At 65.2% G+C, this 25,198-nt stretch carries 24 protein-coding genes; 14 read left to right on the top strand and 10 right to left on the bottom strand.

What is annotated here, in order from left to right; all coding sequences use genetic code 11:
* The first annotated feature begins 474 nt into the window (after window positions 1–474).
* From AB0M74_RS31540 to AB0M74_RS31525, 4 genes are all read left to right on the top strand, one after another.
* Window positions 475–1,179, top strand: a complete 705-nt coding sequence (locus tag AB0M74_RS31540; protein ID WP_366529953.1) for a DUF5995 family protein — start codon at window positions 475–477, stop codon at window positions 1,177–1,179.
* A 748-nt stretch (window positions 1,180–1,927) separates the two neighbouring features.
* Window positions 1,928–2,062 carry a hypothetical protein gene (locus AB0M74_RS31535; RefSeq protein WP_366529952.1) on the top strand — a complete coding sequence of 45 codons (135 nt, stop codon included), beginning with the start codon at window positions 1,928–1,930 and terminating at the stop codon, window positions 2,060–2,062.
* A 251-nt stretch (window positions 2,063–2,313) separates the two neighbouring features.
* On the top strand, window positions 2,314–3,495 hold the full coding sequence (locus tag AB0M74_RS31530) for a serine hydrolase domain-containing protein (RefSeq protein WP_366529951.1): 1,182 nt from the start codon (window positions 2,314–2,316) through the stop codon (window positions 3,493–3,495).
* A 631-nt stretch (window positions 3,496–4,126) separates the two neighbouring features.
* Complete coding sequence (locus tag AB0M74_RS31525) at window positions 4,127–4,504, top strand: nuclear transport factor 2 family protein (protein WP_366529950.1); 378 nt, start codon at window positions 4,127–4,129, stop codon at window positions 4,502–4,504.
* 333 nt (window positions 4,505–4,837) lie between these two features.
* Here the strand turns inward: AB0M74_RS31525 and AB0M74_RS31520 are convergent, their stop codons facing one another.
* The 3 genes from AB0M74_RS31520 to AB0M74_RS31510 form a co-directional block, all read right to left on the bottom strand.
* On the bottom strand, window positions 4,838–6,391 hold the full coding sequence (locus AB0M74_RS31520) for an acyl-CoA carboxylase subunit beta (protein ID WP_366529949.1): 1,554 nt from the start codon (window positions 6,389–6,391) through the stop codon (window positions 4,838–4,840).
* 877 nt (window positions 6,392–7,268) lie between these two features.
* Window positions 7,269–8,027, bottom strand: a complete 759-nt coding sequence (locus AB0M74_RS31515) for an alpha/beta fold hydrolase (RefSeq protein ID WP_366529954.1) — start codon at window positions 8,025–8,027, stop codon at window positions 7,269–7,271.
* 554 nt (window positions 8,028–8,581) lie between these two features.
* Window positions 8,582–9,061: a DNA-directed RNA polymerase subunit beta gene (locus tag AB0M74_RS31510; protein ID WP_366529948.1), complete on the bottom strand. Its 480-nt coding sequence runs from the start codon at window positions 9,059–9,061 to the stop codon at window positions 8,582–8,584.
* 292 nt (window positions 9,062–9,353) lie between these two features.
* Between AB0M74_RS31510 and AB0M74_RS31505 the strand changes: the two genes are divergently transcribed.
* Window positions 9,354–9,641: a malic enzyme-like NAD(P)-binding protein gene (locus tag AB0M74_RS31505; protein ID WP_366529947.1), complete on the top strand. Its 288-nt coding sequence runs from the start codon at window positions 9,354–9,356 to the stop codon at window positions 9,639–9,641.
* Window positions 9,642–9,648: 7 nt separating this feature from the next.
* Here the strand turns inward: AB0M74_RS31505 and AB0M74_RS31500 are convergent, their stop codons facing one another.
* Complete coding sequence (locus AB0M74_RS31500) at window positions 9,649–10,452, bottom strand: alpha/beta hydrolase (protein WP_366529946.1); 804 nt, start codon at window positions 10,450–10,452, stop codon at window positions 9,649–9,651.
* 226 nt (window positions 10,453–10,678) lie between these two features.
* On the opposite strand from AB0M74_RS31500, the gene AB0M74_RS31495 reads away from it, so the two are divergent.
* The 3 genes from AB0M74_RS31495 to AB0M74_RS31485 all read left to right on the top strand — a co-directional run bounded on the left by AB0M74_RS31495 (window position 10,679) and on the right by AB0M74_RS31485 (window position 12,792).
* A complete protein-coding gene (locus tag AB0M74_RS31495; RefSeq protein ID WP_366529945.1) occupies window positions 10,679–11,947 on the top strand; it encodes a GAF domain-containing protein in 1,269 nt (422 codons plus the stop codon).
* A 234-nt stretch (window positions 11,948–12,181) separates the two neighbouring features.
* Window positions 12,182–12,595 (top strand): hypothetical protein, encoded by a 414-nt coding sequence (locus AB0M74_RS31490; protein WP_366529944.1) that lies wholly within the window; start codon window positions 12,182–12,184, stop codon window positions 12,593–12,595.
* Window positions 12,592–12,792, top strand: coding sequence for a DUF6186 family protein (locus tag AB0M74_RS31485; protein WP_366529943.1), 201 nt, complete (start codon window positions 12,592–12,594; stop codon window positions 12,790–12,792). Before AB0M74_RS31490 ends, AB0M74_RS31485 begins: the two co-directional genes overlap by 4 nt.
* 248 nt (window positions 12,793–13,040) lie before the next feature.
* On the opposite strand, the gene AB0M74_RS31480 is transcribed toward AB0M74_RS31485, so the two are convergent.
* Window positions 13,041–13,505 (bottom strand): hypothetical protein, encoded by a 465-nt coding sequence (locus AB0M74_RS31480; protein WP_366529942.1) that lies wholly within the window; start codon window positions 13,503–13,505, stop codon window positions 13,041–13,043.
* A 514-nt stretch (window positions 13,506–14,019) separates the two neighbouring features.
* Between AB0M74_RS31480 and AB0M74_RS31475 the strand changes: the two genes are divergently transcribed.
* Entirely contained in the window at window positions 14,020–15,543 is a 1,524-nt protein-coding gene (locus tag AB0M74_RS31475) for an FAD-dependent monooxygenase (RefSeq protein WP_366529941.1), read from the top strand.
* A 174-nt stretch (window positions 15,544–15,717) separates the two neighbouring features.
* Here AB0M74_RS31475 and AB0M74_RS31470 read toward each other — a convergent pair whose 3' ends face one another.
* On the bottom strand, window positions 15,718–16,191 hold the full coding sequence (locus tag AB0M74_RS31470; RefSeq protein WP_366529940.1) for a DUF1801 domain-containing protein: 474 nt from the start codon (window positions 16,189–16,191) through the stop codon (window positions 15,718–15,720).
* A gap of 144 nt (window positions 16,192–16,335) precedes the next feature.
* On the bottom strand, window positions 16,336–16,692 hold the full coding sequence (locus AB0M74_RS31465; protein ID WP_366529939.1) for a VOC family protein: 357 nt from the start codon (window positions 16,690–16,692) through the stop codon (window positions 16,336–16,338).
* A 243-nt stretch (window positions 16,693–16,935) separates the two neighbouring features.
* Here AB0M74_RS31465 and AB0M74_RS31460 point away from each other — a divergent pair, with 243 nt between their 5' ends.
* From AB0M74_RS31460 to AB0M74_RS31440, 5 genes are all read left to right on the top strand, one after another.
* Window positions 16,936–19,722 (top strand): LuxR C-terminal-related transcriptional regulator, encoded by a 2,787-nt coding sequence (locus tag AB0M74_RS31460; RefSeq protein ID WP_366529938.1) that lies wholly within the window; start codon window positions 16,936–16,938, stop codon window positions 19,720–19,722.
* Between the two features lie 21 nt (window positions 19,723–19,743).
* Window positions 19,744–20,403 carry a class I SAM-dependent methyltransferase gene (locus AB0M74_RS31455; RefSeq protein ID WP_366529937.1) on the top strand — a complete coding sequence of 220 codons (660 nt, stop codon included), beginning with the start codon at window positions 19,744–19,746 and terminating at the stop codon, window positions 20,401–20,403.
* A gap of 125 nt (window positions 20,404–20,528) precedes the next feature.
* Window positions 20,529–20,810, top strand: coding sequence for a hypothetical protein (locus AB0M74_RS31450; RefSeq protein WP_366529936.1), 282 nt, complete (start codon window positions 20,529–20,531; stop codon window positions 20,808–20,810).
* An 80-nt stretch (window positions 20,811–20,890) separates the two neighbouring features.
* Window positions 20,891–21,457: a hypothetical protein gene (locus AB0M74_RS31445; protein ID WP_366529935.1), complete on the top strand. Its 567-nt coding sequence runs from the start codon at window positions 20,891–20,893 to the stop codon at window positions 21,455–21,457.
* Between the two features lie 190 nt (window positions 21,458–21,647).
* Window positions 21,648–22,088, top strand: coding sequence for a VOC family protein (locus AB0M74_RS31440; RefSeq protein ID WP_366529934.1), 441 nt, complete (start codon window positions 21,648–21,650; stop codon window positions 22,086–22,088).
* Between the two features lie 249 nt (window positions 22,089–22,337).
* On the opposite strand, the gene AB0M74_RS31435 is transcribed toward AB0M74_RS31440, so the two are convergent.
* The 3 genes from AB0M74_RS31435 to sigJ form a co-directional block, all read right to left on the bottom strand.
* Window positions 22,338–22,568, bottom strand: coding sequence for a DUF6400 family protein (locus AB0M74_RS31435; protein WP_366529933.1), 231 nt, complete (start codon window positions 22,566–22,568; stop codon window positions 22,338–22,340).
* Window positions 22,569–23,092: 524 nt separating this feature from the next.
* Window positions 23,093–23,824: an alpha/beta hydrolase gene (locus AB0M74_RS31430; protein ID WP_366529932.1), complete on the bottom strand. Its 732-nt coding sequence runs from the start codon at window positions 23,822–23,824 to the stop codon at window positions 23,093–23,095.
* Window positions 23,825–24,224: 400 nt separating this feature from the next.
* The gene (gene sigJ, locus AB0M74_RS31425) at window positions 24,225–25,115 is read right to left on the bottom strand and encodes an RNA polymerase sigma factor SigJ (protein ID WP_366529931.1); all 891 of its coding nucleotides are present in this window, start codon (window positions 25,113–25,115) and stop codon (window positions 24,225–24,227) included.
* Window positions 25,116–25,198 lie beyond the last annotated feature (83 nt).

The raw sequence follows: 25,198 nt of genomic DNA, 5'->3' as shown, positions 1-25,198 counted from the left end.
AACTCACCCCGATCGAGTACGAGACAATAAACCGGCCCGCGCTCGCGGCCTGAAAGACCACACCCGCGAGTCAACCGAACTCGGGGCAGTCCCAGTAGGTGACATCTGATCTGTGGTGCCATCAGGCACTGCCGGAAGGATTTAAACCGTGCCCAAGCCCTACCCCAAAGAGTTCCGCGACGACATCGTCCGGGTCGCCCGCAACCGGGAACCGGCCACCAGCTCGAGCAGATCGCCGCCGATTTCGGAATCAGCGAGTCCTGCCTGGCCAGCTGGCACAAGCAAGCCGACGTCGAAGAGGGCATCAAACCTGGCGCCACCGAGGTCGGTTGCACCGGGGGAGTGTCTGATCGGCTTCGCTTCTTTCCGTATTGAACATGACTCTGTTCCAATGGATTTCGTGATGCACGTTCCAGTGCGGCATCTCCGCGATGTCGCGTGACGGATAGAACGATCCCTGCGGAGGAGAACATCATGGCAATCACTCAGATTCCCGCACCCGTCGAAGAGGTCATCCGGCGGATGCGCGCCATCAAGGACGAACTCGACCCGAGAGACGGTGTCGCGAGCTTCAACAACATGTACCTGCGTGTCACCGAGTTGGTGGGTCGACAGATCACCGAGGGCTTCTTCAAGGACCCCGAATTCGTCGAACGTCTCGACGTGATCTTCGCGCAGCTGTATTTCGACGCCGTCGACGCCGCCAAACGTGGCAAGCCGTCCAATCCGGTCTGGAAACCGGTCTTCGACTCCCGCTCCAACCGCACCGTGTGGCCGCTGCAATTCGCATTGGCGGGCATGAACGCCCATATCAACCACGATCTGGCGGTTGCGGTGGTCGAAACCTGCAAGGAACGGGCCACTACCCCCGACACCAAACCGGTGCACGCCGACTACCTCAGGGTCAACGAACTGCTGGCCAAGGTCGAAGCGGAGATCCGGGCGGAGTATGAGCCCGCGCTACTCGAACTGAGCACCAGGGACGCCGAAGCGCTGAAGCACATCCTCAGCAGCTTCAGCATCACCCGCGCCCGAGACGCCGCTTGGGCGACTACCGAAATGCTCTGGGTACAGCGTGACAACGCCCTGCTCCTCGAATTGACGAAACGATCCCTCGAGGAAACCGTCTCCACCGCAGGCCGAATGCTCCTCACCCCGGTCGTCCCACCGCCGAAGTGACGATCAAACGACTGGGCCGATGCCGTCGAACGGTTCGGCCCAGTCGTCCACCACGGCGCCGAACGGTGCAGCTCCGGATAGTTCGGTGTTCTTACTGGGCCATCCGGGGGATGTACTTCAGTTCGCTGCCATGACCAAGTCGTGACAGGGCACGGCGACGACGGGCGCTTGCTGGCAAAGTTCAGCGAAGGATGCCGTCGAACTTCACCTGATACGACCAGCGGTCATCGTCGCTGGGCAGCGCATGGGCGCGGTCGGCATCGCCGCGTAGCGCGGCAGCTTCGTTGGCCATCGGCGCGATGTTGTGGCCGACGCGGACGGGGATCCCCAGCTCGCGCAGGCGGTTCTACCTCGCGGTGGGGTGTAGCGCGAGCCAGAGAGGGTGCCGATGGCGGTCATCACTGAAAGTGGATCCACACGAACGCTCGGCCACCATCGAGATCATCGACCTCGCAGAACGTTGCCGAGACGTCCCTCGGCGTATAGGTCCCCGAGGTCGATAGCGCGCCGGAGCAGTCGTACACCGGAGAACGAACAGGTCCTTGTGGACAGCCTGACAACCAATCTCGAAGTGGCCGTACCACTGTGGGGCCTGAACACTCCGCTCGGTTCAACCCAGGTGGAGGCCGCCCTCCGCAACGCGCGCTGACACTGCGGCTTGGACAGCCGCCATCACGAGGAGGTTCTCGGTCGTGACATCTGGTGACGTGTGCAACGTTCCTGCAACCCTCCTTTCCGCTGTCGCGGGGTGTTCGCTGCGCAGATATGCTGCCACGGCACCTATGCCGAAATCATGAAAGCGAGCGAAAGTGCGCAAAAGCAACGCGCGGTCGGCGAACGCGGGAACACGCTGCTGAAGGCCGCATTCAAAGTTTTGTCGTGAGTCAGCCTGTGCCCGATCGAATCGTCGCCGGCGTTCTGGTCCTGCTCCACATCGAACACCGCCGTACCACCCGACCACCATGAACTGCTCCCCGGAAAAGGCTCACTGAGTGTATGACCACCGGGCTGCCGAGATGGGCTGGTCGGGCGTCATCAACACGTCAGTCTTCGGAGACCGATCGTTAGTGTCCTGCCCATCCGGGGTAAGGGAGTAAGGACGGCTCCCGGATAGAACGGAGGAAAGCACTGCTCATGAACATGCTTCGGCGATACACCGTAAGGGTCGCGCTGTCGGGAATGACCACGGTCGGGGCGGTCTTCGCCGCGACGGCATACGGCAGCGACACCGCTGCGCACGCGGTACCGACTGCCGCCCCGTCTCAGGCGCTGACCGAGGCGATGGACCAGGTCGTCAAGAGCGGATATGCCGGTGTCCAGGTGGTGATCGACGGTCCTGGCGGGCATCGCACCATGACCTCGGGTGTCGGCGACCTCCAGACCGGCACACCGTTCGCCGACGATGCGCGGGTGCGGATCGGCAGCAACACCAAGACCTTCGTGGCAACGGTGATCCTGCAGTTGGTGGCCGAAGACGAGATCCAGCTCGACACACCCATCGAGCAGTACCTGCCCGGTCTGGTGCAAGGCAATGGAAACGACGGCAACCAAATCACGGTGCGACAGTTACTGCAACACACCAGCGGCATACCCGACTACCTCGGCAGAGTCGGGGGCCGCACAGCAGGCGGCGGCTTCCAGCTCGACCCCATTTCCGAGGCGATCCGCCGGCAGCACTTCGAGCCCGTAGACCTGGTGCGCAGGGCTATGGCCATGCCGCCGATCAACGAACGTGGTGCGCGAGCCGAGTACACCAACACCAACTACATCATCCTGGGCATGCTGATCGAGAAGGTGACGGGCCAGTCCCCGGCCGCCGAGATCAATCGGCGGATCATCGAACCGCTCGGCCTCCGGGCAACGTACTTTCCTGCCGACGGCGAAACCGGAATCCGCGGTCCACACCCGTCGGGCTATCACCAAACCGGCGGAAAGCATATCGATGTCACGGCAACCGATACCTCATGGTCGGGCGCTGCGGGCGCGATGGTCTCGACAGCGTCGGAGGTGAATCAGTTCTTCAGCGCATTGCTGGCCGGGAAGTTGCTTCCCGCGGCGCAGTTGGCGGAAATGCAGCGCACGGTGCCGTTCGATCGGGAGCCCGATGCCGGCTACGGACTCGGCCTGATCCATCGCCCGGTGCCTTGTGGCAAGGAGGTGTGGGGCCACGGTGGCAGCATTCCGGGCTTCGAGGTCCGCACCGGCGTCGCCGCCGATGGGACGGCCGTCGTTGTGAGCGCCAACCAGCTTCCGACAGGCCGGGAGGCGTTCGCCGCGGTCGAGAAGGCCTTCGACATCGCGATCTGTGGCGCGTGAGTCACTCTGTGCAGCGGCCGAATTCCGCCATGGCGGAATTCCCAGCGGCACGGCACGACTCGCTGCAACGAGCACGATGATCGACAGCTGATGGACCACTGATGCGTCGTCAAAAGGTGGCGTCGGATTACCTGCCGCCGTCGCCGCGATGATCGCAGGAGCCGTGCGCGGCTGCGCCAGCCCGCGACCCGAACGACGGGCAGGCGCGAATCGACCGGCCGAAACGAACGGCCCGGATGCGCCCGGTCCTGTCTGCGGTCGTCATCGACTCGCAGACCGTCGGCGGCGACGATACCGTGGCGGCGGCCACGGTCGGCAGCCGCGGAGGCCGCCACCTCTGTCTGGACGGCCGGAGCTCGGCACGTCCGGACCTCCTCGGCGAATCACAGCTTGCCATCGCGGGTGCTCGCCACGTTCATGCGGAACGGACGAATGTAGTGGGAGACGAGCGGAGGGGTTGTGGATGAATGCGGATAGATGTGGTTGTGCTTCGGATGGCGGCGTGAACCCCGACGAGACCTGTTGTCCGGGGATCGAGTCAGGGGTCGACGTGACAGTGCCCGGTACTGTGCTGTGTCGCTTCGTGACCCACACTGGGTGATATTGCTGGGTATAGGGCGAGGATGGCGCAATGGCTGAGGCGGATGGTGCGTTCGATGCGCTGATCGATACCTACTGTGCGGGGTGGAGTGATCCGGATCCGGCGCGGCGGCGGAGGTTTCTCAGCGATGCGTTGGCGGAGGGAGCGACGTATACCGATCCGACCGTGCACACCATTGGGGTCGATCAACTGGCGGTTCATATCGATGCGGTGTTCGCGCAGCAGCCGGGGATGCGGGTGATACGGGTCAGTCGGGTAGATGCTCATCATGGGATGGCTCGGTTCGGGTGGCGGCTGGTGCGGGCGGATGGCACCGCGTTGCCGGATGGAGTGGATTTCGTGGAGGTCTCCGCGGAGGGGCGAATCCGTAGGATCGTCGGGTTCTTCGGCGGGTTGCGGAGCATCTAGCGCGGGTTCATCCGGCGGCGAGCGGGTGGTCCCGGACCGCCCAGGAGCCATAACGGCTTTGCCCGCCGGTGATCAATGGTGCACAGCGGTGCGCTCCGGTCTCGGCCGACCGCGGGCCCTGCCCAAGCATGCGGATTGGCTTCTTTTGCAACGAATCTCGCTAGATCGAGGTCCCGCCGAACGTCAGGGCAGTGGCACGCAAAACCTTTCAAAAGACGGGGGCTTCCGGCCTCCGGTGCTCCACCCACGCACACAGCGTGGGTGGTTGTTCGCCCCGGACTTCATGGCCACGATAGATCTTCTGCCACAGGACGATTGAGCGGCTCGGGAAGATCACATCGGGTACACCGGGTGTTTGCGCGGGTTGAACTCCGGTTTGACCGCCGGCTTGTCGCGCAACAGGCGCAGTGCGCGCCGGATCTCCAGACGAGTACGCGCCGGTTCGATGACCGCGTCGATGTAGCCACGTTCGGCCGCGATCCACGGGGTGGCGATCGTCTCGTTGTAATGGTTGATCATGAACTCGCGCGCCGCTGCCCGATGCTCCTGCGGCACCGCCGCCAATTGCCGCTTGCCGATGAGGTCGACCGCGCTGTCGGCGCCGATCACCGCGATCCGGGCTGTGGGCCAGGCGAAACTGATATCGGCACCTACCTGTCGGGCCGCCATCATGCCGTAGGCACCACCGTAGGACTTGCGCACGACCAGGTTGATGATCGGGACCGTCGCCTCGATGATCGCGCGCGGGACCCGGCCGCCGCGGATGATCACACCATTGGCTTCTTGGTCGAGGCCCGGCAGCACGCCCGGGGTGTCGGCGACGAATACCAGCGGGATATTGAACGCGTCGCAGAGACGGATGAAGTAGGTCGACTTGTCCGAGCAGGCGGCGTCGATGGAACCACCCAGCACCAACGGCTGGTTGGCGATCACGCCGACCGGATATCCGTCGACCCGGGCGAACCCGGTAATCAGATTCGGGGCGAACGCGGCGCGGATCTCGTGGAATTCACCGTCGTCGAAGATCCGCAGCAGGATCTCGTGCATGTCGTAACCGGCGCGATCGGAATCCGGGATGATCGTGTCGAGCTCCCGATCGGAAGCAGTGATCTCCGGCTCCAGGCCGGGGTTCACTATCGGCGGCTGCTCGAGACAGCTCGTCGGCATGTAACTCAGGTAGTCGCGGGCCCAGTCGTAGGCTTGCTGCTCGGTGTCGGCCACGTGATGCAGAGTGCCGCGTTCGGCCTGCACTACGGCGCCTCCGAGCTCCTCGGCGGTGATGTCCTCACCGTTGACAGCTTTGATCACCTCCGGCCCGGTCACGAACATGTAGGAATCCTTGGTGCCGATGAGCACGTCGGTGTTGATCGGCCCGTACACCGAACCTGCGGCGCACTTGCCGAGAATGATCGACACCTGCGGCACGTACCCGGACAGTTTCTCCAACACCCGGGAAATATCACCGAACGAAGCGATCGAACCCACCGCGTCCTGGATTCGCGCCCCGCCGGAATCATTGATCGTCACCACTGGGCACGCGGTGTCGAACGCGAGTTGCAGCGCCCGCATGAACTTGCGGGCGGACGTGATGCCGACCGACCCGCCGTACACGGTCTGATCATGGGCGATCACCACCACCGGGCGGCCTCCGATCAGCCCGCGACCGGTGACCAGCCCGTCACCGTAGAGAGCATCCGGTTGGCCGGGCTGGCGAGCCAACGCACCGGTCTCGATGAATGTCCCGCGGTCGAGGAGCATGTCCACCCGCTGGCGAACGCTCGGAATGCCCTTCTTCTCCCGCTTGGCGGCACCAGCCTCACCTGCCGGTTCCGTAGCGATCGTCAGGATCTTGACCAGTTCATCGATCTTCGCCTGGGTATCTGCCACGCTCGCTGCCACCTTCCGAACCAACTGTTGTGCCGTCGCGACGTTAAGCCCGTATCGACACGGAACGTGTCATTGAACCGGATATACGGGATAAATCACAGTCGGGGCCGGGCGCGCATCACCTCTCACCCAACAAGTTCGAACACAGTCAGGGGGGATATGCCTCTCGCTGACTACCTCGAGAGGGAAGCCCGAGCGGCGGCAGGACGCCCCTCCGGCCAACCTCTCGTATCGCCGGGTGTCAACCCGATGCCGCACACATGAGTCCGCCCGTCGTTCGCATGGTGGCCGCTGACAGCCGACCTGGTTGACGGCGGCAGGCAACACGTAGGCGCACAACGCGTGCTCGCATCGAGTCCGGAGATCGGATGAGCGGCCACTGCCAGAAGTCGATGACCGCGTGCCGCGCGGCATGAAGTTCGCTGCGGCGCGCCGGGAGCACGCATGTTGCGGGTGTGCGGGTGGATTGGCGTTCGTGGTTCGCGGGTTGTGGGCGACGTGCTCACCAGCGACCGATCCCGCCGGTAATCAACACAATCCGCTCGGAATCCCGCGGTGTCGGTCGCTCCGATTCGGGTGGACGCGGCGCGAATAAACCGCGGCACCGGTGACCCCTCGGCATGGACGGCCAGTTCCGGTTCGCCCGTCAGCGCTGCTGCGACATCCGCCGCTGTCGCTTCGGGGCCTCGATGAGCCCGATCCGCACTTGTTCCAACCTAGTGCCCCGTCCGGATAGATTGCAGCGCAATCCACTCCGGCAACTCGTCGGGCGTAGTCATATGGCGGTCGAATGCGGCCTGGGCGACCACCATTCGACTACGCTCGATGGGCTCCCAGACTCAGGGGTCGATTCGGCAGGAGCTATTGGGACGCGGCACTACCTCGACAGCGCTCGCGCGCAATGATCGCGGACCAACTGTCCTATCGGCCCGCAATTCGCATCGATGAAGAAATGACCGCCTGGAAATGATTTCGCGAAGAAGCTTCCAGTGGTGTGCGAGCCCCATACCTCGATTTCCGCGAGGCTCGCATCGGGGTCACTATCGCCGACAATCGCGACGATAGGGCTGCTGACCATCGCGTCGGTACTGCACTCGTAGGTCTCGATGGCTCGGTAGTCGTTCCTGACGATCGACAGGATCAGCTCGCGAAACTCGGGATCGTCGAGCAACACCGATGGTGTACCCCCGAACCGCAGTAGATGCTCACCGAGTTCTCGATCGCTCAGCAGATGCATTCGCAGCTCGGGTAGCGGCGCCGATGGCGCGCGCCGACCGGACGCGAACAGGACCCTCGCGCTCGCTCCCGATTCGCGCTCGAGCCGTCTGCATGCCTCGAAAGCAACAACAGATCCCATACTGTGCCCGATCAACGAGAAATCCTGGGCATCCCCAACTGCTGCTATCAGCTCGGGCAGCAGACCTTCGACGAGGTCCGAGATATTCCCCACGAGCGGTTCACGTCTTCTATCTTGTCGCCCCGGATACTGGAGCGCAAGAACCTCATACTCTGGCCCGATGCATTCGGCCAATGGTCCGAAAGACAGGGCGGCGCCGCCGGCGTGAGGAAAGCAGACCAATGTGTGAGATCCATCCCGTTGCGAAGGGGACAGGCGACGTAGCCAGCTATTACCCATGGGGTGGAGAGCCTTTCGTTGAGCAACCGGTCGAGCTGGAGACTCGGTGGTGTATGCGTGCGCCGCACCACCGAGCTCCAAGGCATCCACGACTCTTCGACCGCATTGTGGGGATCCGGCTGCGGGAAGAGCGTGAACGGCTTCATGAACCAGGGCAGCCGGTCGGGGCGCGCGGATTCGGTGGCCCGGTAGGTGCCAACCCGGCAGACGGTGTTGGACACCTTGGTAATCGGTTCAGCGGTCAGGGCCACCAGCGCAGTCTTGCACAGCAAACGAAACGCCGCTCAACGGCTGCGGACGCGGAAAGCGGGGCACTCAAAGCCCTCGAACGGCACCGGGGGACTGGTCCGGCATCGATCCGGACGGAGACACGCGAGCGTCGAAGTGATCGCGAGTGTGTGGGCGATGTCCTCGCAGAAGACGGCGAGTTACGCCAGCACCGGTGGGGCGATCTCGCTGGATCGGCGGTGCGGGATTATGTCGGGCACGGTTTATGCTCTCGTCGTGTCGCCGCGGCGCGTGCGCTCGGGCCGGGCGGCCATGACCCGGTGTCGTCAGGCATGCGACACCGCTCGAGCCCGGCTCGGTCCCACGCATGCGCGAACGGACTCGATGACGAGCAGGCCCGACGGCCGGAAAGTGTCGCGTGGTGGTTCGATCCATTGCCTGATGGCGCCGGATTGGATAGTCGGAGACGGCAACGCCACGGTGCCTCCGTCCCGGATCACAGATACGTTGTGGCGGAACAGATCAGCGAAGAGCGGCACATCGTCGGGTACGTCGCGTCGGATCAGGAAGGTCCATCGGTTCGACCGCGGATGCGACAGGATCGGACCGATGGCGGCTCCACGTCGGGTCATGTCGTGTTTGACAGACTGCCCCAGTGATGCGGGCATCGTCAGTGCCCAGACATGGGTGGCTTTCATGACGATGCGTCCCAGACTCGGCGGATCGATGGTCGCGGGCAGATCGCATACTCGCCGATAGAAGAGGCAACGGGATACCGGAGAATCCCCGAACGGTATGTGGTCCATCGGGTTTGGCCTTTGCTCAGTTCAACAGGGGGTTAGGTGCGCCTGGTGCTACGGACTCGACAGCCCAGCCCAGGGTTGATCCAGTTGCGATGGGTGGCCTGCCCACTCGTGCATCACCACCATCGAATTCCGCCGAAGCAGGCAGCGCCGCGGCGCCGGGCGTGCCTGCTGACCGAGCATCGGATCGACCTGCTCGGTCAGCAGGCACAGGCGGCATCGGCATTGCCGACCAACTCCGCGTCGCGAAGATCGTGCGCTGGGCACGGCGGCGACCAGCGCGGTCGCGATTCTGGTGCGCAGACCGCTGCGGTCTGCGCACCGAGTCGTGCCCGGGTTTCGTGACTCCAGGCTCCCCTACACCCGCCCTGTCGCCGAGGTCTGCGAATGGGATGAGTGTGCAACAGAATCCGGCGTCGGCTCGGCCGAGGTTGCACGTCGCGTGCATCCGATGTTTCTCATCGGCACCTCCACCGAGCATGGCGTATTCCCCGAGACAATCGTGCGGTACATGCCCTTACCGGAGCTTTCGCCGACGGCGCCGCGGGGAAGGGCAGGATCGCGGGCGGAACTTGTTGTGTGACAGCTCTTCAAAGGAAATCGGAGAGCACTTCGTTGAAGCGCTCCGGTTCCTCGAAGAACGGCACATGACCGCTGTGCTCGAACCGCACCGCCTTCGCGGTCGGAAGCTGTGCTGCGAGCCATTCGTCGAGTGGACCAGGGAAGATCTTGCTCTGCGCGCCGTAGATCAGCAGTGCGGGCACGGTGACCTCGGGCAGGACCGACCGGAAGTCCGCGAAGGCCATGTCGTACCAGATGGCACATGCCGCCGACGTCGACACTTTCGTCGTCTCCGCGTACACGGCGTCGATCACCTCGTCGGGTGGCGTTTCGGCGAAGCAGGCGGCGATGAACGGCTTGATCACCGACGGGCGGGCGTGCTTCACCGCCTGTACGAACACGGCGAGGTCGCTCTGGGAGTAGCCACCTTGCAGCGGGAATTCCCACCCCGCCGAGTCGAGGAAACGCGGTGACTGATCGACGAAGGTCACCGACCGCAGCTGTGCACACCCGAATTGTTGAATGTAGGCGAGTACCACCGCGGTGCCCATCGACCATCCCACCAGGGCCACGTCCTCGAGCGAGAGATGGTCGAGCAGGCTACGGATGTCACGCGCGTACTGCGCCAGAGTGTGGCCGTCGTCGGTCTTCCCGGAGGCACCGTGCCCACGAAGATCGACATTGATCACCCGATTCCCCTCTGACAACGCGGGCACGTTCTGTGCCCAGAAGGTGGTGTTCATCGTCCAGCCGTGAATAAGCACGACGGGACGACCGGCACCGTGGTCCTCGTAGTACAGCGGCACACCATCCGGCAGTTCCAGATAAGGCATCAACGACCTCCAGCTCGTGAGAAGAAGTGCTCCCACACGATGGCGTGTCGGCAGTCACAAGGCCAAGGTGGCGAGCAGGGGTTGCATCAAGGTTGCAGCGAGAGGCAACCCGTTGTCAGAGCACGGCGACGTGCTTACTCTTGTTTCGAGCCCTATGAACGCCCTGACGCGGCGACCGGCGGGACCTCTCCGAATCGACCGGAATACCACGAGGCGAACGCATTTGGTGACAGAGCAGACGCAATTGATGCGGGCAGACGTGCGCGCCTCATGGGATCGTGCGCAACGTCTAGGTCTGCATCCGGACCGGCATTTGCCCGAGGTCGGTTTGGCCGAAGACGAGGTCCGGACTTGGCGCAGGGACCATCGGATGGCTTCGGTATGGCCGATACTGTTCGCGAGCCTGGAGAGCGCGGCATTCGAGCCGGGCCATGTGTTGTTCGGTGGCGACGCCGACGGCCATTTGCTGTGGGTCCAGGGTGATTCCACGACTCGCCGGGTGGCGGAACGAGCAAACCTTGTCCCAGGAGCACGATGGCACGAAACCGAAGCCGGGACCAATGGCGTCGGCACGGCTCTGGCCCTCGGCAGACCATTCCAAGTCCGCGGCACCGAGCACTACCTGTCGGTTGCCGCGGACTTCACCTGTACCGCAGCACCCATCAGAGACCCGGTCAGTGGTGCGGTGATCGGGGTAGTCGACGTCACCTGCAAGCTCCGCAACATGAATTCGCTTGCGCTGCCGCTGGTTACTACAGCAGCGCGACTCGCCGAGGCGCATCTGCGTGATCTCGCCCGGCAACGTCACGCCGAGATACTGACCCGCTACCGCGACCGCGTCCTCAATCGCGTCGGCGGCCACTGGGCTCTGATCTCGCAAGAGGGGCGGTTGTTGGATGCCGCTCCGTCGAGTTGGCTGCCTGCTGTCTGGCCAGTACCCGTGATCGAGGGCGAAACCGAACTACCCGATGGACGTCGGGTCGTTGTCGAACGACTCTCGCCAGGCGGGGGACCATTCTCCGTCTATGCCCTGCCGGACCAGGCATCCGGCCGACAAGCCCCACAGGTGACCTCACTCGGCCGCAACCGCGCCGTGCTGTGGATGGATGGGGTCGTGCATGAACTCAGTCTCCGACATAGCGAGCTGGTGGTGCTCCTGCTCGCCAACCCTGAGGGACTGACTGCGGCGGCATTGGCTGAAGAGCTGTATGGGAACGCTGGAAAAACAGTGACGGTGCGCGCGGAGCTCGCCCGGCTCCGACGAATCGTCGGTTATCGCCTCTCGTCGGATCCGTACCGCCTGGACGGCCGAATCCGTACCGATTTCCAGCAACTGGAAGCGGACGTCGCGCAGGGTGATGTGGGCGATCTACGCAGCAGATATCCAGGCCCGCTGCTACCGGGGTCACAGGCTCCCGGCATTAGGCGGATACGAGAGCGACTCCACAACCGGCTGACGCCCGATCAGCCGGCCGGGGGCGGGCGATATCAGTAGTCGACAGGCTGAGGTCATACTGCCGACATCTCGAGCCGGCTGACTCGACCAACCTCCGTGGAGATCAGCGATCGAATGGAACTACTCGATGCGCCTCGGATCGGCCAGGACGGAGGTGACGAGGTCTCGCGCCAGGGTGAAAGCGCGACGAGATCGTCGGGTTGACGTTGGAGTGTGCTGGTTCTGTCATCCATAACTGCCCGAATCCGTCGCTCAGGGACCTATTCTGCCCAGGTGACAGGGGAACCGGCGTTCTCGGCGCGACCATTCCGGCAGCGGATGCCGCTGCTGGCCGTCGGTGTTGTGCTGGCGGCGGGTGGGGCCGCGACCCGACCGTTCAGTTGGTCGGCAACCGTGCTGGTGGCGATGCCGGTGGTTGTGGTTTCGGTGCTGGCGTTCCGCGCGAGACCCGAGCGGATTACACGCAACGCCCGGCTGCGGCGCGGCGTGGCCGCCTGGTCGACGTTGCTGGTCACGGCGTCGATGTGGGAAGTGTATGCCTTTGCACAGCAACCGGATCGGACGCGGCCGAGCGACGTGCACCCGACCTTGTCGACGCTGCTGGACCCGGCACTCGAGCATTGGCCGCTACGGTTCGCCGGATGGCTGGTGTGGCTGGGTGCCGGCTGGTGGCTGGTGTCCAGATGAGCGATCGGGTGCTCGTCATCGTCGGGTTCGTGCTGGTGCTGGTGGTCACGCTGGGCGTGGTTGTGGTCACGCATGTGCGCCGGGATCTGGTCGCGCCGATGAGTGAAACGATTGCGTACCTCACGCAGACTCGAGCGGCGAGGATTGCCGCTGTGCTCGTGTGGGCATGGTCAGGCTGGCATTTTCTCGCGCGGTAGGGGCGGCCCGTGCCGGCGCAGCGCTACCCCGAGATGTCCCGCGCCGGCGAAACCAGTACCTACACAAGCGAATTCACCTGTGCCCGACCTGGCGTGTGGTCGTCCAACGGCTCGACGGCCATGCCGCCACGAGGTTCGAACACGGCCGACAGAGCCGCCGAACTCGGCGAGGCCGAGATCGGTTGGTATCGGCAAAAGTGATGTCGTGTCGACGTGCCACGCCAGGCTGAAGTGTCTGTGGAACGCATTCACCAATCGTGCTTCGGTATCAGCTCTGCTTTTGCTTCTGCCATGAGCTCGCATTGGAGCGACGAGCAATGAGCCCACCAGTCAGGGAAGGTCGCAGGGTCCCGAACGGCGTCGTGCAATCCGCGGGCATGAGCAACTACGCGGTCCCGCAAAGCGTCCGAGCAGATGATCTCGACCCGCTTCTCTGCCAGCCAGACGCTTTCGATAAGCGGCTTCAAATCGGCGGGGGTACCTCCACGCTCGCGGATATCGAGCTCTCCCTGCAGTCGCTGCGTTGTCTCGAAGTAGTCGATGATCGCTGACTTCACCTCCTCTCTGCGGGCAAGGCGACTCTCCGCGCGGAATTTGAGCTCGGCCGCCCGCGCCGAACTCCGTTGCACCATAAGCGTTGCCGATGCGCCGAGCCCCGCGCCGAGAAGTGGCAGCAGACCGGTAACCAACGTTGATACGACCCCTGTCGACATGGTGTCAATTCTCTCGATCGGCTGCCGATCTTGATCCTGATTGCCCACTATTGCCGGTCACCAGCTCGGGAGAAGGCTGGAGCTGGTGGATCGACCCGGTAACGATCCCACGTGAGTTCGACGATCGGCGGCCGACGGCACAGGAAGGTCGGAGTCTTCGTCGTCCGCTTGTGTGTCCGGTCCCTGCGGCACTTCGGGCAGCTACGCCGAATCGTGGTGCCGGCCTCGGAGTCGATGCGGTCGACACGCGAAACACCGTGCACCAGATCGGAATTGCGCAGCACGACTACGTCACCGACCGAGACTTGCCGGTGATCGGCCACACCGCTGTCATAGCGACGTAACCGTCGCTTCGCGAAAAGATTGCCCATACATAGCGGGCGACAACGAAAAAGGAGAGTACCTACTCCTTCCCATTCTCAATATATAGCCCACCGGCGGGCTTGCGGCAAGGCCCGGGTTGTGCTGCATACTCGTCGGCCTAGGCCAGAACCTGCGGAAATGGGAGTAACGAGTGACGGACACCGACGTAATCATCGTGGGCGCGGGCCCGAGTGGCCTGATGCTGGCCGGTGAGCTACGCCTGGCCGGAGTGCGAACGCTGGTACTGGAGCGGCACGCGCAGCCGCGAGACACCCCGAAGGCCAGCGGTATCGGCGGACGGATCCTGGATTTGCTGCGCTACCGCGGCATTCTGGATCGATTCGAAGCAGCCAGTAGCGACCCCAACGTGCCGCCCCGATTCCCGTTCGGCAATCTGCATGTGGACCTCACCCAACTGGTGGATCCTCCGATGCGGGCGCTGCCGCTCCCACAATGGGAAATCGAGCGACTGCTCGACGCACACGCCCGCGAACGCGGCGCCGACATCCGTCGTGGACACGAGGTGGTCGGGGTGAGCCAGGACGGTGCCACGGTGGCCGCGGACGTGCGCGGGCCGGACGGTCCCTACCAGGTGAACGCTCGATACCTGGTCGGCTGCGACGGCGGGCGCAGTCGGGTCCGTGACATGGCAGGTATCCCCTTCCCTGGCATCACATATCCGGAGGTCAACCGGCTGGCCCAGGTCGAGGTGCACCATTCGGTGACCGTGCTCGACAACGGTGACATCGACGTCCCCGGGCTGGGCAGGATCCATCCGGGTTTCACCCGAACAGACCGCGGTGTGTTCGCGTTCGCGGTCACGGACGGGATGTTGTCGATGCAGACCACCGAAGAAGAGTCCACCGAATACGACGACGACGAGCCGCTGACCATGACCGAGCTCGCGGACAGTGCTCGCCGCGTGCTCGGCGCGGATCTCCCCTTGGGAGAACCGACTCGGCTGTCGCGGTACACCTTCAAGGATCGGCAGGTCGAACGATACCGCGAAGGGCGAATCATGCTGGCCGGTGATGCGGCCCACCTGCTTCCCGCCACGGGCACGGCGCTCAATGTCGGCATGCTCGACGCGGTCAACCTCGCCTGGAAGCTGGGCGCCGACATCCACGGCTGGGCGCCGGCCGGTCTGCTGGACACGTATCACGACGAGCGTCACTTCGCGGGCGCACGTGCACTGAAGCAGACCCGGGCCCAGGTGGCACTGCGGCGCGGACAGGACTTGGCCGCTGACGCGCTGCGGGAAGTCTTCCAGGAACTGCTCCTCGACGAGCCGGCATTGCGCCGCATGGGAGCCCTTATCGGTCACGCGGACATCCGCTATCCGATGCCGGGCTCCGACCACCACGCCTTGATCGGCACCTTCGCACCCAACCTCACCCTGCACACCGACCAGGGCGTCACCAGCGTCGCGGAACTCATGCACACCGCACGGCCCGTCTTCCTCGATCTGGCCGACCGCCCCGAGCTCCGCGAGATCGCCGGAGACTGGCAGCATCGGATCGAGATCCGCACCGCAAAAACCGATGATCGACCGGCCGACGCCCTGCTGATCCGCCCGGATGCCCACATCGCCTGGGCCGCAACCATCGACGAACCTGGCGACACTGCCGCGCGCACGCTGCGGGAAGCGCTCTCCGGCTGGTTCGGCGCGCCCTGAAAGAGCGGGAGTGCCGATCATTGATCGGCACTCCCGATCGGCCGACCGAACATCGCCAGGACTTCGAGGACGTCGCTGACGGTCATCATCGGACAGCATCCGCGCGAATGTTCGGTCATGACGGTGGGTTGACGCGGGACGGCCTGCCGCTGAGTGCAGTGGCAGGCACGGTCCTCAGCCCGCCGCTTTCTTCACGAGCTCGCCGAGCTTTGCCTCGTCGGCGGCACTCAACGTCGTCAACGCGAAAGCGGTCGGCCACATGGTGCCGTCATCGAGGTTCGCGGTGTCGTTGAACCCGAACGTCGCGTACCGCGCTTTGAACTTCTCCGCGCTCTGGAAGAAGCACACCACCTTGCCGTCTCTGGCATAGGACGGCATCCCGTACCAGAGTTTCGGCGCCAGGTCCGGTGCGCTGGCCCTGACGATGGCATGGATTCGCTCGGCCAAGACACGATCGGATTCGGCCATGTCGGCGATCTTCGCGAGTACGTCCTGCTCCCCGTCTGCCTTCGATGCCCGCGAGCCGCGGCGCGCGGCCGTCTTCAACTCCTGGGCGTGCTCCTTCATCGCGGCACGCTCTTCCTCCGTGAAACTCACGGAAGTCTTGCTGTTCGCGGTTGTGCGGGTGGTGGACTTCTGAGCATTCATTGCTGTCTCCCTAAGTTTGTAGGTGTCTGGGGTGTTGCCCCGGATGCCCAGGGCGGTGGGGTGTAGCTGATTGCTGTTTGCCTCTAGTGAGGCTCGGAAGGACTGGGTGCCGGCGATCGGCGGCAGCAGCGCCGAGGGCGGCACTCACCGATCCTGAAGCAGCCCTAGGACGTTGCCATCGCGGTCGGTGACAGTGGCCACCCGACGGCCTTCACCGACATCGCGCACAGGTTCCTTCACCGTGGCGCCCGCAGCGGTTACCTCGGCCAGCTTCGCGTCGATGTCCGGCACGTGCCAGTACGCCACCGGTGCGGTCATGCCCTGCGGTCCACCGCCCGGCACCAGCCCGATGTGCTGGCCTTCGGTCTCGAAGCCGACGTAGTAGGTTCCGTCGGTTTGTGGTGGGAGGCCGAGCAGGGCGGCATACACCCTCTTGGCCGTCGCCAGGTCGGAAACGGGGTACAGCACGGTCTTGATTCCCCAGGTGGAAGCGGCGGTCATGATCAGTCCTGATTCGTGGGTGCGGTCGGGATCGTCTGCGGTGAAGGCGAACGGAAGCCGGGGAGTCGACAGTCCGATCACTCGGAGGGGCGACTGTGTTGTCGGACCGTTCGTGCGTCCATGGCAATTACGTTAGGCACGGCTCGGGGGCCTGACATCCGTGTCGAGCACGGAACGTTCCACTGAGCGAGCACGTAGCTATGCCCGCGCGACGGGACGAGACCGGTGCGCGAAGATAGGGACGTGTCACAACAGAGGGTTGCCGCGGGGATCTCCGACCGGGAAGCTGAGGTCCTGACTCTGGTCGGGGAACATCGCAGCAACGCCGAGATCGGCGCAGAGCTGTTCATCTCGGTGCGCACCGTGGAGACCCATGTGTCCTCGCTACTGCGCAAGGTCGGTGTCCCCGACCGGCGGGCGCTTGCTGCCCGCGCGGCCAAACTCGCCCGCGCCGAGCGGACGAGCGAGACGATGGTCGTCCTTCCCTCGCCGTTGACGTCGTTCGTCGGCCGAGCCCAGGAGCGCACCGCACTGCGCGAAGCCGTTGCCGCGCACCGTCACGTGACCGCACTCGGCCCCGGCGGGGTCGGCAAGACCCGGCTGGCGTTGGCCGTTGCCGCGGACCTGGCCGGTGATTTCGCGGACGGCGTCTGGTTCGTGGACCTCGTGCCGGTCACGGATCCGGGGATGGTCGGATCTGCGGTGGCCAGTGCTTTGGGCCTAGGTGAGCAACAGGGCCGCAGCCTCGACGATTCGGTGCTGACCGCCCTCGCTGATCGCCAGGTCCTGCTCGTGCTCGACAACTGCGAGCACCTCCTCGATGGCGCGGTGCCCTTCATCGAACGCCTGCTCGCTCGCTGTGCGCGCGTGACCGTTCTGGCCACCAGTCGGGCCCGGCTCATGGTGCCCTTCGAGCAGGTCTATGCCGTTCCCCCGCTGTCCCTCGACGGCGACACCGCCGGGGCGGACGCCATCGCGCTGTTCCTGGAGCGCGCCGCTGCACTGGGCTGGCCGGTCGATCCGGGGCAATTGGACCGGGTCAGCGAGGTCTGCCAGCGGCTCGACGGGCTGGCTCTGGCAATCGAGCTCGCGGCCGCCAGACTGCCCACGCTCGGTCTCGACGGTCTCACCGCGAGCCTCGCCGATCCGCTGCGGCTGCTGGTCGGTGGCCGTCGTGCCGACGAGCGACACCAGTCCGTGCGGGCCATGCTCGACTGGAGCCAGGCCCTGCTCACCACTTCGGACCGCTGCCTGCTCCGACGCATCTCGGTCCTCGTTTCGCCGTTCACCGCCGCCGACGCCGCCGAGGTAGCCGGGTATCCACCGCTGGAGCCGAACGCGGTCGCCGACGGCCTGGCTCGGCTCGCCGAGCAGAGCCTGCTGACCCCCGTGGCTTCCTCGGGCGGCATTCGCTACCGGGCCTTGGAGACGATCCGCCAGTACGAGACCGAGCAACTGATCGCCAACAGTGAGCTCCGCGACATGCTTGCGCGCCACCTGCGTTGGTGCTCGACGACCGCCGCCGCGCTGGCCGCGGAACCGCCGCCCGCCAGCGGCGACTGGCGCAAGAGGTTCGAGGCCGCGGTCGACGACATCCGGGCCGCCCTGACCTGGGCAGCCGAACAGCCCGAGCACCGTGGGGACGCGCACGACCTGGCACTGGCCTTGGCCCAGCTGACCTTCACCCGGAATCTGGTCGGCGAGTCCCAACAGCGCTACGAGCAGGCGGCATCGCTCACCGACGACCCGGTCGTCGCGGCATCGGCACTCCGGAACGCCGCAGTGGTGGCCGGTTGTCGAATGCGTGGCGAGGACATGTATCGCTTGTACCGCGTCGCCGCGGACAGCGCGCGCAGTGCAGGAGATTCGGCCAGGGCCGCCCGCGACCTGGCCACTGCCGCGATCACCGTCTATCGGATGGCCGATACGTTCTCCCAGTCACCACCCCCGGGTGAGGCCGCGACGCTGCTGTCCGAGGCACGCGAGCTGGCCGGCGAGGACCCGGCCGCCCAGGCCGCGGTAGCCCTGGCCGAGTGCGGTGTGCTCGTCCACGCCGTCGATTCGGATCACGGTGTGCCCGAGGCGATCACGCTCGCCGAGCGGGCCGTCGACCTGGCCTGCCGGACCGGCGATCCGCTGGCCCACAGTGCGGCCCTCGACGCCCTCACCGCGGCCCAGTGCTGGGCAGGGGATCCCTTCGTCACGGCGGCAACGACCCGTCGGCGGGTCGAGCTGCTCGCTGCGGTTCCGATGACGCCGGCCAGTGCGCTCGAGCGTGTCAACGCGCTGTCCGAGGCGGCCGAAACCTGCATCGGAGCGGGTGATTTGGCGGGGGCTCGCCGCTGGGGTGAGCAGCTCCGCGACCTGCCGTTGCTGGCTGAACGGGGTGACTTCGCCACATCCCGGCTGCTGGTGGCGGATGCGCTGGCGGGCAGAGTAGACAACGTGCTGGCCGGCAGCGGACGGTTCCTCGACGCGTGGGAGCTCTCCGGCCGCCTGCACGCGCCCAACCTCGCCACCGCAGCGGCCGCGGTGGCGTTGGTCCACGGCCTGCGCGACGACGACGCGGCGAGAGTCGAGTGGCTGGCCATCGTCGACGAACTCGGTGTGACACCCGAACACAAGTCCGCATACAGTGCCCTGTTCGACGCCATCGTCCTGCTCCACCAGGGACAAGCCGACCGGGCCTTGGCGAAACTATCGGCCGAGCCCGACGAGATGGACGAGCAGGCCATCTGGGTGTGGCGGCATTGGTACCTCGCGCTACGCGCCGAAGCCGCGGTGCTCGCCGGTCATCCGGATGCCCCTGACTATCTCGCCACGGCTCGCACTGTGGTGGCCGGTAACCCGATCGCCGACGCGATCGTCGACCGAGCCAGGGCCCTGCTCGACAACGACCCCGCAGGCATACTCGCCACCGCGGCCGTCTTCGAAACAGCCTGCTGCCCCTATCAACAAGCCCGTACGCTGACTCTCATCGGCGGCGACTCCGCTACAGCAGGCACCGCCGTCGGTATCGACCCTGCCTGATTCTCCAGGAAGGGGACCAAGTTGTCGGAGCGATCAGGAACCCCCACCGACGATCCGTTCGATGGTCGGCACCCAACCAGTCACGAGCGGCTGGCGGGACAGCCCTGGGATGCGTCCTATCACGACGGTCCCGCGCCGTGGGACATCGGTCGGCCGCAGCCGGCGATCGTGCGGGTGGCATCCGACGGCGGATTCGCCGGAGCGGTGCTCGATGCAGGCTGCGGGACCGGCGAGAACGCTCTGCACGTCGCCGCGCTGGGATTGCCGGTTCTGGGCGTCGACGTGGCCGAGACGGCCCTGACGCTCGCCCGAGACAAGGCCGATGACCGTGGGATCGAGGTCGAGTTCGCTGCGGCCGACGCGTTCCAGCTGGAGCGATTGGGTCGCAGGTTCGAGACGGTGCTGGATTGCGGACTGTTCCACACCTTCGCGGGCGACGAACGAGCCGGATACGCGGCGAGCCTGGCGTCGGTGACCGAGCACAATGGAACCCTGTACGTGTTGTGCTTCAGTGACGATGGTCCCGATACCGGCCCGCACCCTGTCAGCCGGGAAGAGCTGAGCGCGGCGTTCAACCCCGGCAGTGGATGGCATGTCGTCGCGATCGAACCCGACCGGATTCATACGAGATTCCACGACGGCGGCGCACCGGCTTGGTTCGCGACAATCAAACGGATCTAGACCGCGTCCATCCGCGAGGGGTGACCGACTCGACGGCAGTGGGCGGTTCGATGACACGCCGTATTCGGCGGGCTGAGTGCACGCTCGCCTCAGTTCGCCGCCATAGCGCTTGCGGGAGAACAGGTATGGCGAGCGGGGCTGTCCTACCGCGGGTAGTAGCGCGAGGGCCCGGCACTGCGGTCACCTTCTTCAACGGTGGCGACAATATCGGCATCTCCGTACCGGTCTTCGCCACCGCCGGCACGAGTGGGTACACGTCCTGGTCCTCGTCCTCGTCCTTGTCGGTGCCGGGTGCTTCGCGGGCAAGTACTTCGCCACGACGCCCGGTCATCGACGAGGCGCTCAGCCGCTGGGGCCACGTCCCGCTGCCGGTGGTGCTCATCGGGAAATCGGTTTGCTCATCCTGATCGAGGGCGGTGAGTTCGGGCTATAGCCCGATAAGAGCCATGGGCGGATGTTCGTCGTGAGGTACTTCTAGAATTCCCACGTGACGCTCACCCTGGCTGACGTAGTCGGCTACACCGATCGCGACCTCGACTCGGATCTGGCGCAATGGTTTCCCGATGCCGCGCCCATCCGAGTGCCGGAGCAAACCCGTTCAGTGGCACCTTTTCTCGCGGGCCTGGCGCCCACTGACGCGGCGGCCTTGGCCGCGTTCGATCGACGGGTGCGCTCGGGCCGACTGCTGCAGTTCTTGGATGTCTTCTCCTGGTCCTATGGTTTCGATTTCGCTGGAAATGATTGCGGCATAAAAGATTCGGACTACCTGACCGAGCTCACCGACGATGATGTCTATTCGATCGGTGCGGATGGTGGTGGCAATCTGTATGTCGTGCTCGCCAATGGCCAAGTGGCCGTGTGGTTTCACGAGGAGGAGGTGGTGGAAGGCGGTACCCGGTTCGACAATCTCGATGTGTTTCTCTGGTCGTTCGTGCGCTACCGAGCGGTGCGTGCAGGAAAACTCTCGCTCTCCACCGTGGAGGCGGACTTCCTGGCTCTCGGTCAGGACGGCGCGCTCGAACCCCACCTCGGCCTGCTGAGCCTCATGAAATAGGTCCCCCGGCCGGCGACGCCCCACGTATTCGGAGCAGCTGTTGGATTCGCTGCGGTGGCAACCCCATGTCGATCAGCGGGCCCGTCTCGCCGCACAATCGCCCGGCGATGAGTTTCCTTCTCGCCGTAGGTCACTACTGTCGTGCGCACCGAAGCCCGCGTTGGGGCCTACTGACAAAGGAGATAGGGCTATGGCGATTCAGCGGATGGACAACGTTCTCATCGTTGTCGAGGACCTCGACGCTGTCGTTGCGTTCTTCGTCGAACTCGGTATGGAGCTGGAGGGTAAGGGACCTGTCGAGGGACGTTGGGTGGAACGTGTGATCGGGGTCGACGACGTCCGGCAGGACGTCGCAATGCTGCGGACTCCGGACGGCCACGGTCGGGTCGAGTTGGCGATGTTCCACACTCCGAGGGCGATCAGCGCTGAGCCGAAAAACGCGCCGGCGAACACGCTGGGCATTCGTCGCATCATGTTCGCCGTCGATGACATCGAGGACGTCGTTGCCCGCCTACGCGCCCACGGCGCCGAACTCGTCGGCGAGCTCGAGCAGTACGAGCAGAGCTATCGGCTCTGCTACGTCCGTGGCCCCGAGGGCATCATCGTCGGGCTGGCCGAGCAGCTGAGCTGAAGGGCCTGGGTGCCGCTTCACCGCAGCTCTGTACGGGCCGGCACGCACGTCGGAATATTCGAATGTCTTGAACCGCAGCGGATCTCATTCGCCACCCGCGCTCCGCGGAGGTGACGGCTGGTGGCTGGTCGCGGGGGTCCTGTCCGGACCCCGCGAGTCGGCTATCGACGCTCGAACCCGGGTGCGGCCGCGTGGTCGTTGGGAACGGCTTCTCGGGAGTGGCAGCAGGGCCGGTGCTCGGCCGCGAGATCAGTCGGCAATATAGCGCGTCGCGCGATCCGGCAGGATCCCGGCCTGGACGAGTTCCTCGTAGATCCGCTGCTGCTCATCGTCGAGATTCGAGTACAGCATGTCGTAGGCCCGATCTTCCTCGGCGAGCACCGCGACCGGATCCCAGTCGTCACCGAGCGCCGCGACGACGGCGCTGCGCCGTCGTGCCTCATCCAGCGTGAGGTCGTAAGCAAAACTGTGGTCGGCCATCTGGGCATCTCCAACAAGGTTTTTTCCAAAATGAATTGACGACGATGCCCAACCACGCCTTCTCGGGCAATGACGTACATCACGTTCTGCGGTTGGAATTCGTCACATTTGATGCCTGTCGCCGACCGGACGGCGGAGTAAACACGTCCAAATAATCGCCACGACACTTCCGCCGCGGAAATCGGGCACGGCGACGCTATATCGCCACGCCGCCAACAGGGCGGAACTCGTCAATGGCCATCACCGGCACCTGAGTGTTGTCGCCGGTCACCTCGATCCTATTTACTCCGACGCGAACACCCTGCACCGATCGAACCCGAATTGGCTCGGAGGCCGGTGCCGGGCGCACGAAAATTGGCATTATGGTGCGTTCGTTGTATTCGGCAATACAGGATGTCTCGAGCCGCAACGGGTCTGGCCCTGCAGGCCGCCGCGCTGTGGCCGGTTCGCGCACCGCGGTAGGCGGCACTACAGTCATCCGGCCGACAGCTCCTATCGTCTGCTGCCGGCCTGACGGGCCGGCCTCACTTCAGGTGTCGGGCGAAGAACCGGTTCCCGGCATCCCCCTCGAACTGCGGGACGCCGGTGTGCCCGCCCATATTGGCGTGCAGCGTCTTCTCCGTGGAGCCGAAGGCGTCGAACAGGTCCAGGGCCAGTTGCCGATCGTTTCCTTCGTCGTCCCACTGCAGCAGGACCTGCAGCGGAATGGTGACCTGCCGGGCCTCCTCGAACATGGTGCGGGGTACGAAACTTCCGGCGAACAGAAGGGCGGCCGAGATGCGCGGCTCGACCACCGCCAGCCGGAGGCCGATGGCGATCACCCCTCCCGAGTACCCGACCGGGCCGCCGATCTCGGGCAGTGAAAGCAGAGCGTCCAGGGTGGCCCGCCATTCCGGGACTGCCCTTTCGGCCAGCGGGAGGACGAGTCGGTCGACGATCTCGTCGTTGACCGACTGACCGGCCTCCAGCGCCCGTCGCAGGTCGGCGCGGGCCTGCTCGGCGGCGGCGGAACGGGGCCGATCACCGCTCCAGGGGAGCTCGATGGTGGCCGCGGCGTATCCCTCTGCTGCGGCGTGCCGGGCCCGGGCCGCCAGTCGCGGGTACATCATGCGCAGTCCGCCGGGGTGGCCGACCAGGATCAGCGGCGCCGGTGCGGATGCCGATGCGGGTGTCCACAGGATGCCGGGGATCTCGCCGAGGGTGAATTCGCGCTCGAGGATGCCGTCGTCGAGGCGTTGTTCAGAAGTGAATTGCATGGTCGTGCCTTTCGGGAGTGCTCTTGAACGGCGCTCCCGGACGACCTATCGCCCGACCGTGACCTGAGAGGGGAGCACCCATGTCGATACTGCGTTCACGGGTACCACCTCCTCTTTCTCGCACGGCCTCCGGAAACTAGCAGTGGTCACCGTGGTCCGGCAACGGGTTTTTGGTGGCTCTGTGGCCGGATGTCACGGACATCGCTGCACCTCGTAGTGGAGATGGGTGACGCCCGGCGGCTTCGAGCGAACGCAGATCAGTGCCGACTCCCACATCGGCGTGCGGGTCGAGTTGTCATGTGCCCGAGGCCATGTAGGCGGCGAGGATGACGTTGGGTGGTGGGCTGGTGGCATCGGGGCGAAGTTCGCGCCCGTGCTCTCGGCGAGTGGTTACCGCAGTTCAGCCAGCTGTCCAGGGCCGCAGTTTCTCCGGATTCCGCATCGCCCAGATCCGGGTGATCCGGCCGTCGGCGATATCGAAGGCGTAGACCGAGACGGTGGCGTCGGCGAGCTGTGCCACCAGGCCGGGTTGGCCGTTCACCGTGCGCTCGAGCAGCGTCACCTCGGGGGCTCGGGCGGCGATTTCGATCCAGGTGCGGGCGATCTGCTCGCCGCCGGTGATCGGCCGGAGGAAGGCCGGAGCCAGGCCGCCGCTGTCGGCGGTCGCGGTGGCCTGCGGATCGAGCAGGCCGATCAGAGCCTCGATATCTCTTGTCTCCCAGGCTCGTTTGAAGTCCCTGACCACCTCGGCGCGCTCGGTTCTCGACGGCCCCTGCGATGTGCGGATGCGGCGGCGGGCGGAAGAGGCGAGCTGGCGGCAGGCCGCGGGGGTGCGCCCGACGATATCGGCGACCTCGGCGAAGGAGTAGCGGAAGACGTCGTGCAGGACGAACGCCACCCGCTCGGCCGGCGTCATGGAATCCAGCACAACGAGGAAAGCCATACCGATCGACTCGTCGAGGGTGACCCGGTCGGCGGGATCGGCGGGGGTGGGACCACCGAGCCATTCGGAACGGTCGGGTACCGGTTCCGGAATCCATTCGCCCACATAGCGTTCCCGTCTGGCTCGCGCCGAGCCGAGCAGATCGAGGCAGATGCGGCTGGCGACCGTCGTCAACCACGCACCGGGCGCCGCCACCTCCCGCCGCTGCCGCTCCGACAGCGCGTACCAGCGTGCGTAAGTCTCCTGTACCACGTCCTCGGCCTCGGCCAGGGAGCCGAGCAACCGGTAGGCGAGATTGACCAGCTGACGGCGTTCACTGATCACCGTCGGCAGGTGCGGGTCGGTCATGGTCGGCTCCTTCGGTCTGTGCTTCCCTCACCGAAATCGACGAATCAGCGACCCGATTTGTGAGGCGGCCTGACATTCCGCAC

This window comes from Nocardia sp. NPDC051463 (genome assembly GCF_040681975.1).
Classification (GTDB): domain Bacteria; phylum Actinomycetota; class Actinomycetes; order Mycobacteriales; family Mycobacteriaceae; genus Nocardia.
This window is presented reverse-complemented; position numbering and strand designations above follow the sequence as displayed.

Excerpts from the sequence above, each read along its gene's own strand:
- AB0M74_RS31480 (WP_366529942.1), bottom strand. The coding sequence starts at position 13,505 with ATGTCGACAGGGGTCGTATCAACGTTGGTTACCGGTCTGCTGCCACTT.
- AB0M74_RS31435 (WP_366529933.1), bottom strand. The coding sequence starts at position 22,568 with ATGGCCGACCACAGTTTTGCTTACGACCTCACGCTGGATGAGGCACGA.
- AB0M74_RS31500 (WP_366529946.1), bottom strand. The coding sequence starts at position 10,452 with ATGCCTTATCTGGAACTGCCGGATGGTGTGCCGCTGTACTACGAGGAC.
- AB0M74_RS31525 (WP_366529950.1), top strand. The coding sequence starts at position 4,127 with ATGGCTGAGGCGGATGGTGCGTTCGATGCGCTGATCGATACCTACTGT.
- AB0M74_RS31470 (WP_366529940.1), bottom strand. The coding sequence starts at position 16,191 with ATGAATGCTCAGAAGTCCACCACCCGCACAACCGCGAACAGCAAGACT.
- AB0M74_RS31450 (WP_366529936.1), top strand. The coding sequence starts at position 20,529 with ATGGCGAGCGGGGCTGTCCTACCGCGGGTAGTAGCGCGAGGGCCCGGC.
- AB0M74_RS31540 (WP_366529953.1), top strand. The coding sequence starts at position 475 with ATGGCAATCACTCAGATTCCCGCACCCGTCGAAGAGGTCATCCGGCGG.
- AB0M74_RS31465 (WP_366529939.1), bottom strand. The coding sequence starts at position 16,692 with ATGACCGCCGCTTCCACCTGGGGAATCAAGACCGTGCTGTACCCCGTT.
- AB0M74_RS31430 (WP_366529932.1), bottom strand. The coding sequence starts at position 23,824 with ATGCAATTCACTTCTGAACAACGCCTCGACGACGGCATCCTCGAGCGC.
- AB0M74_RS31515 (WP_366529954.1), bottom strand. The coding sequence starts at position 8,027 with ATGGGTAATAGCTGGCTACGTCGCCTGTCCCCTTCGCAACGGGATGGA.
- AB0M74_RS31485 (WP_366529943.1), top strand. The coding sequence starts at position 12,592 with ATGAGCGATCGGGTGCTCGTCATCGTCGGGTTCGTGCTGGTGCTGGTG.
- sigJ (WP_366529931.1), bottom strand. The coding sequence starts at position 25,115 with ATGACCGACCCGCACCTGCCGACGGTGATCAGTGAACGCCGTCAGCTG.
- AB0M74_RS31530 (WP_366529951.1), top strand. The coding sequence starts at position 2,314 with ATGAACATGCTTCGGCGATACACCGTAAGGGTCGCGCTGTCGGGAATG.
- AB0M74_RS31440 (WP_366529934.1), top strand. The coding sequence starts at position 21,648 with ATGGCGATTCAGCGGATGGACAACGTTCTCATCGTTGTCGAGGACCTC.
- AB0M74_RS31510 (WP_366529948.1), bottom strand. The coding sequence starts at position 9,061 with ATGGACCACATACCGTTCGGGGATTCTCCGGTATCCCGTTGCCTCTTC.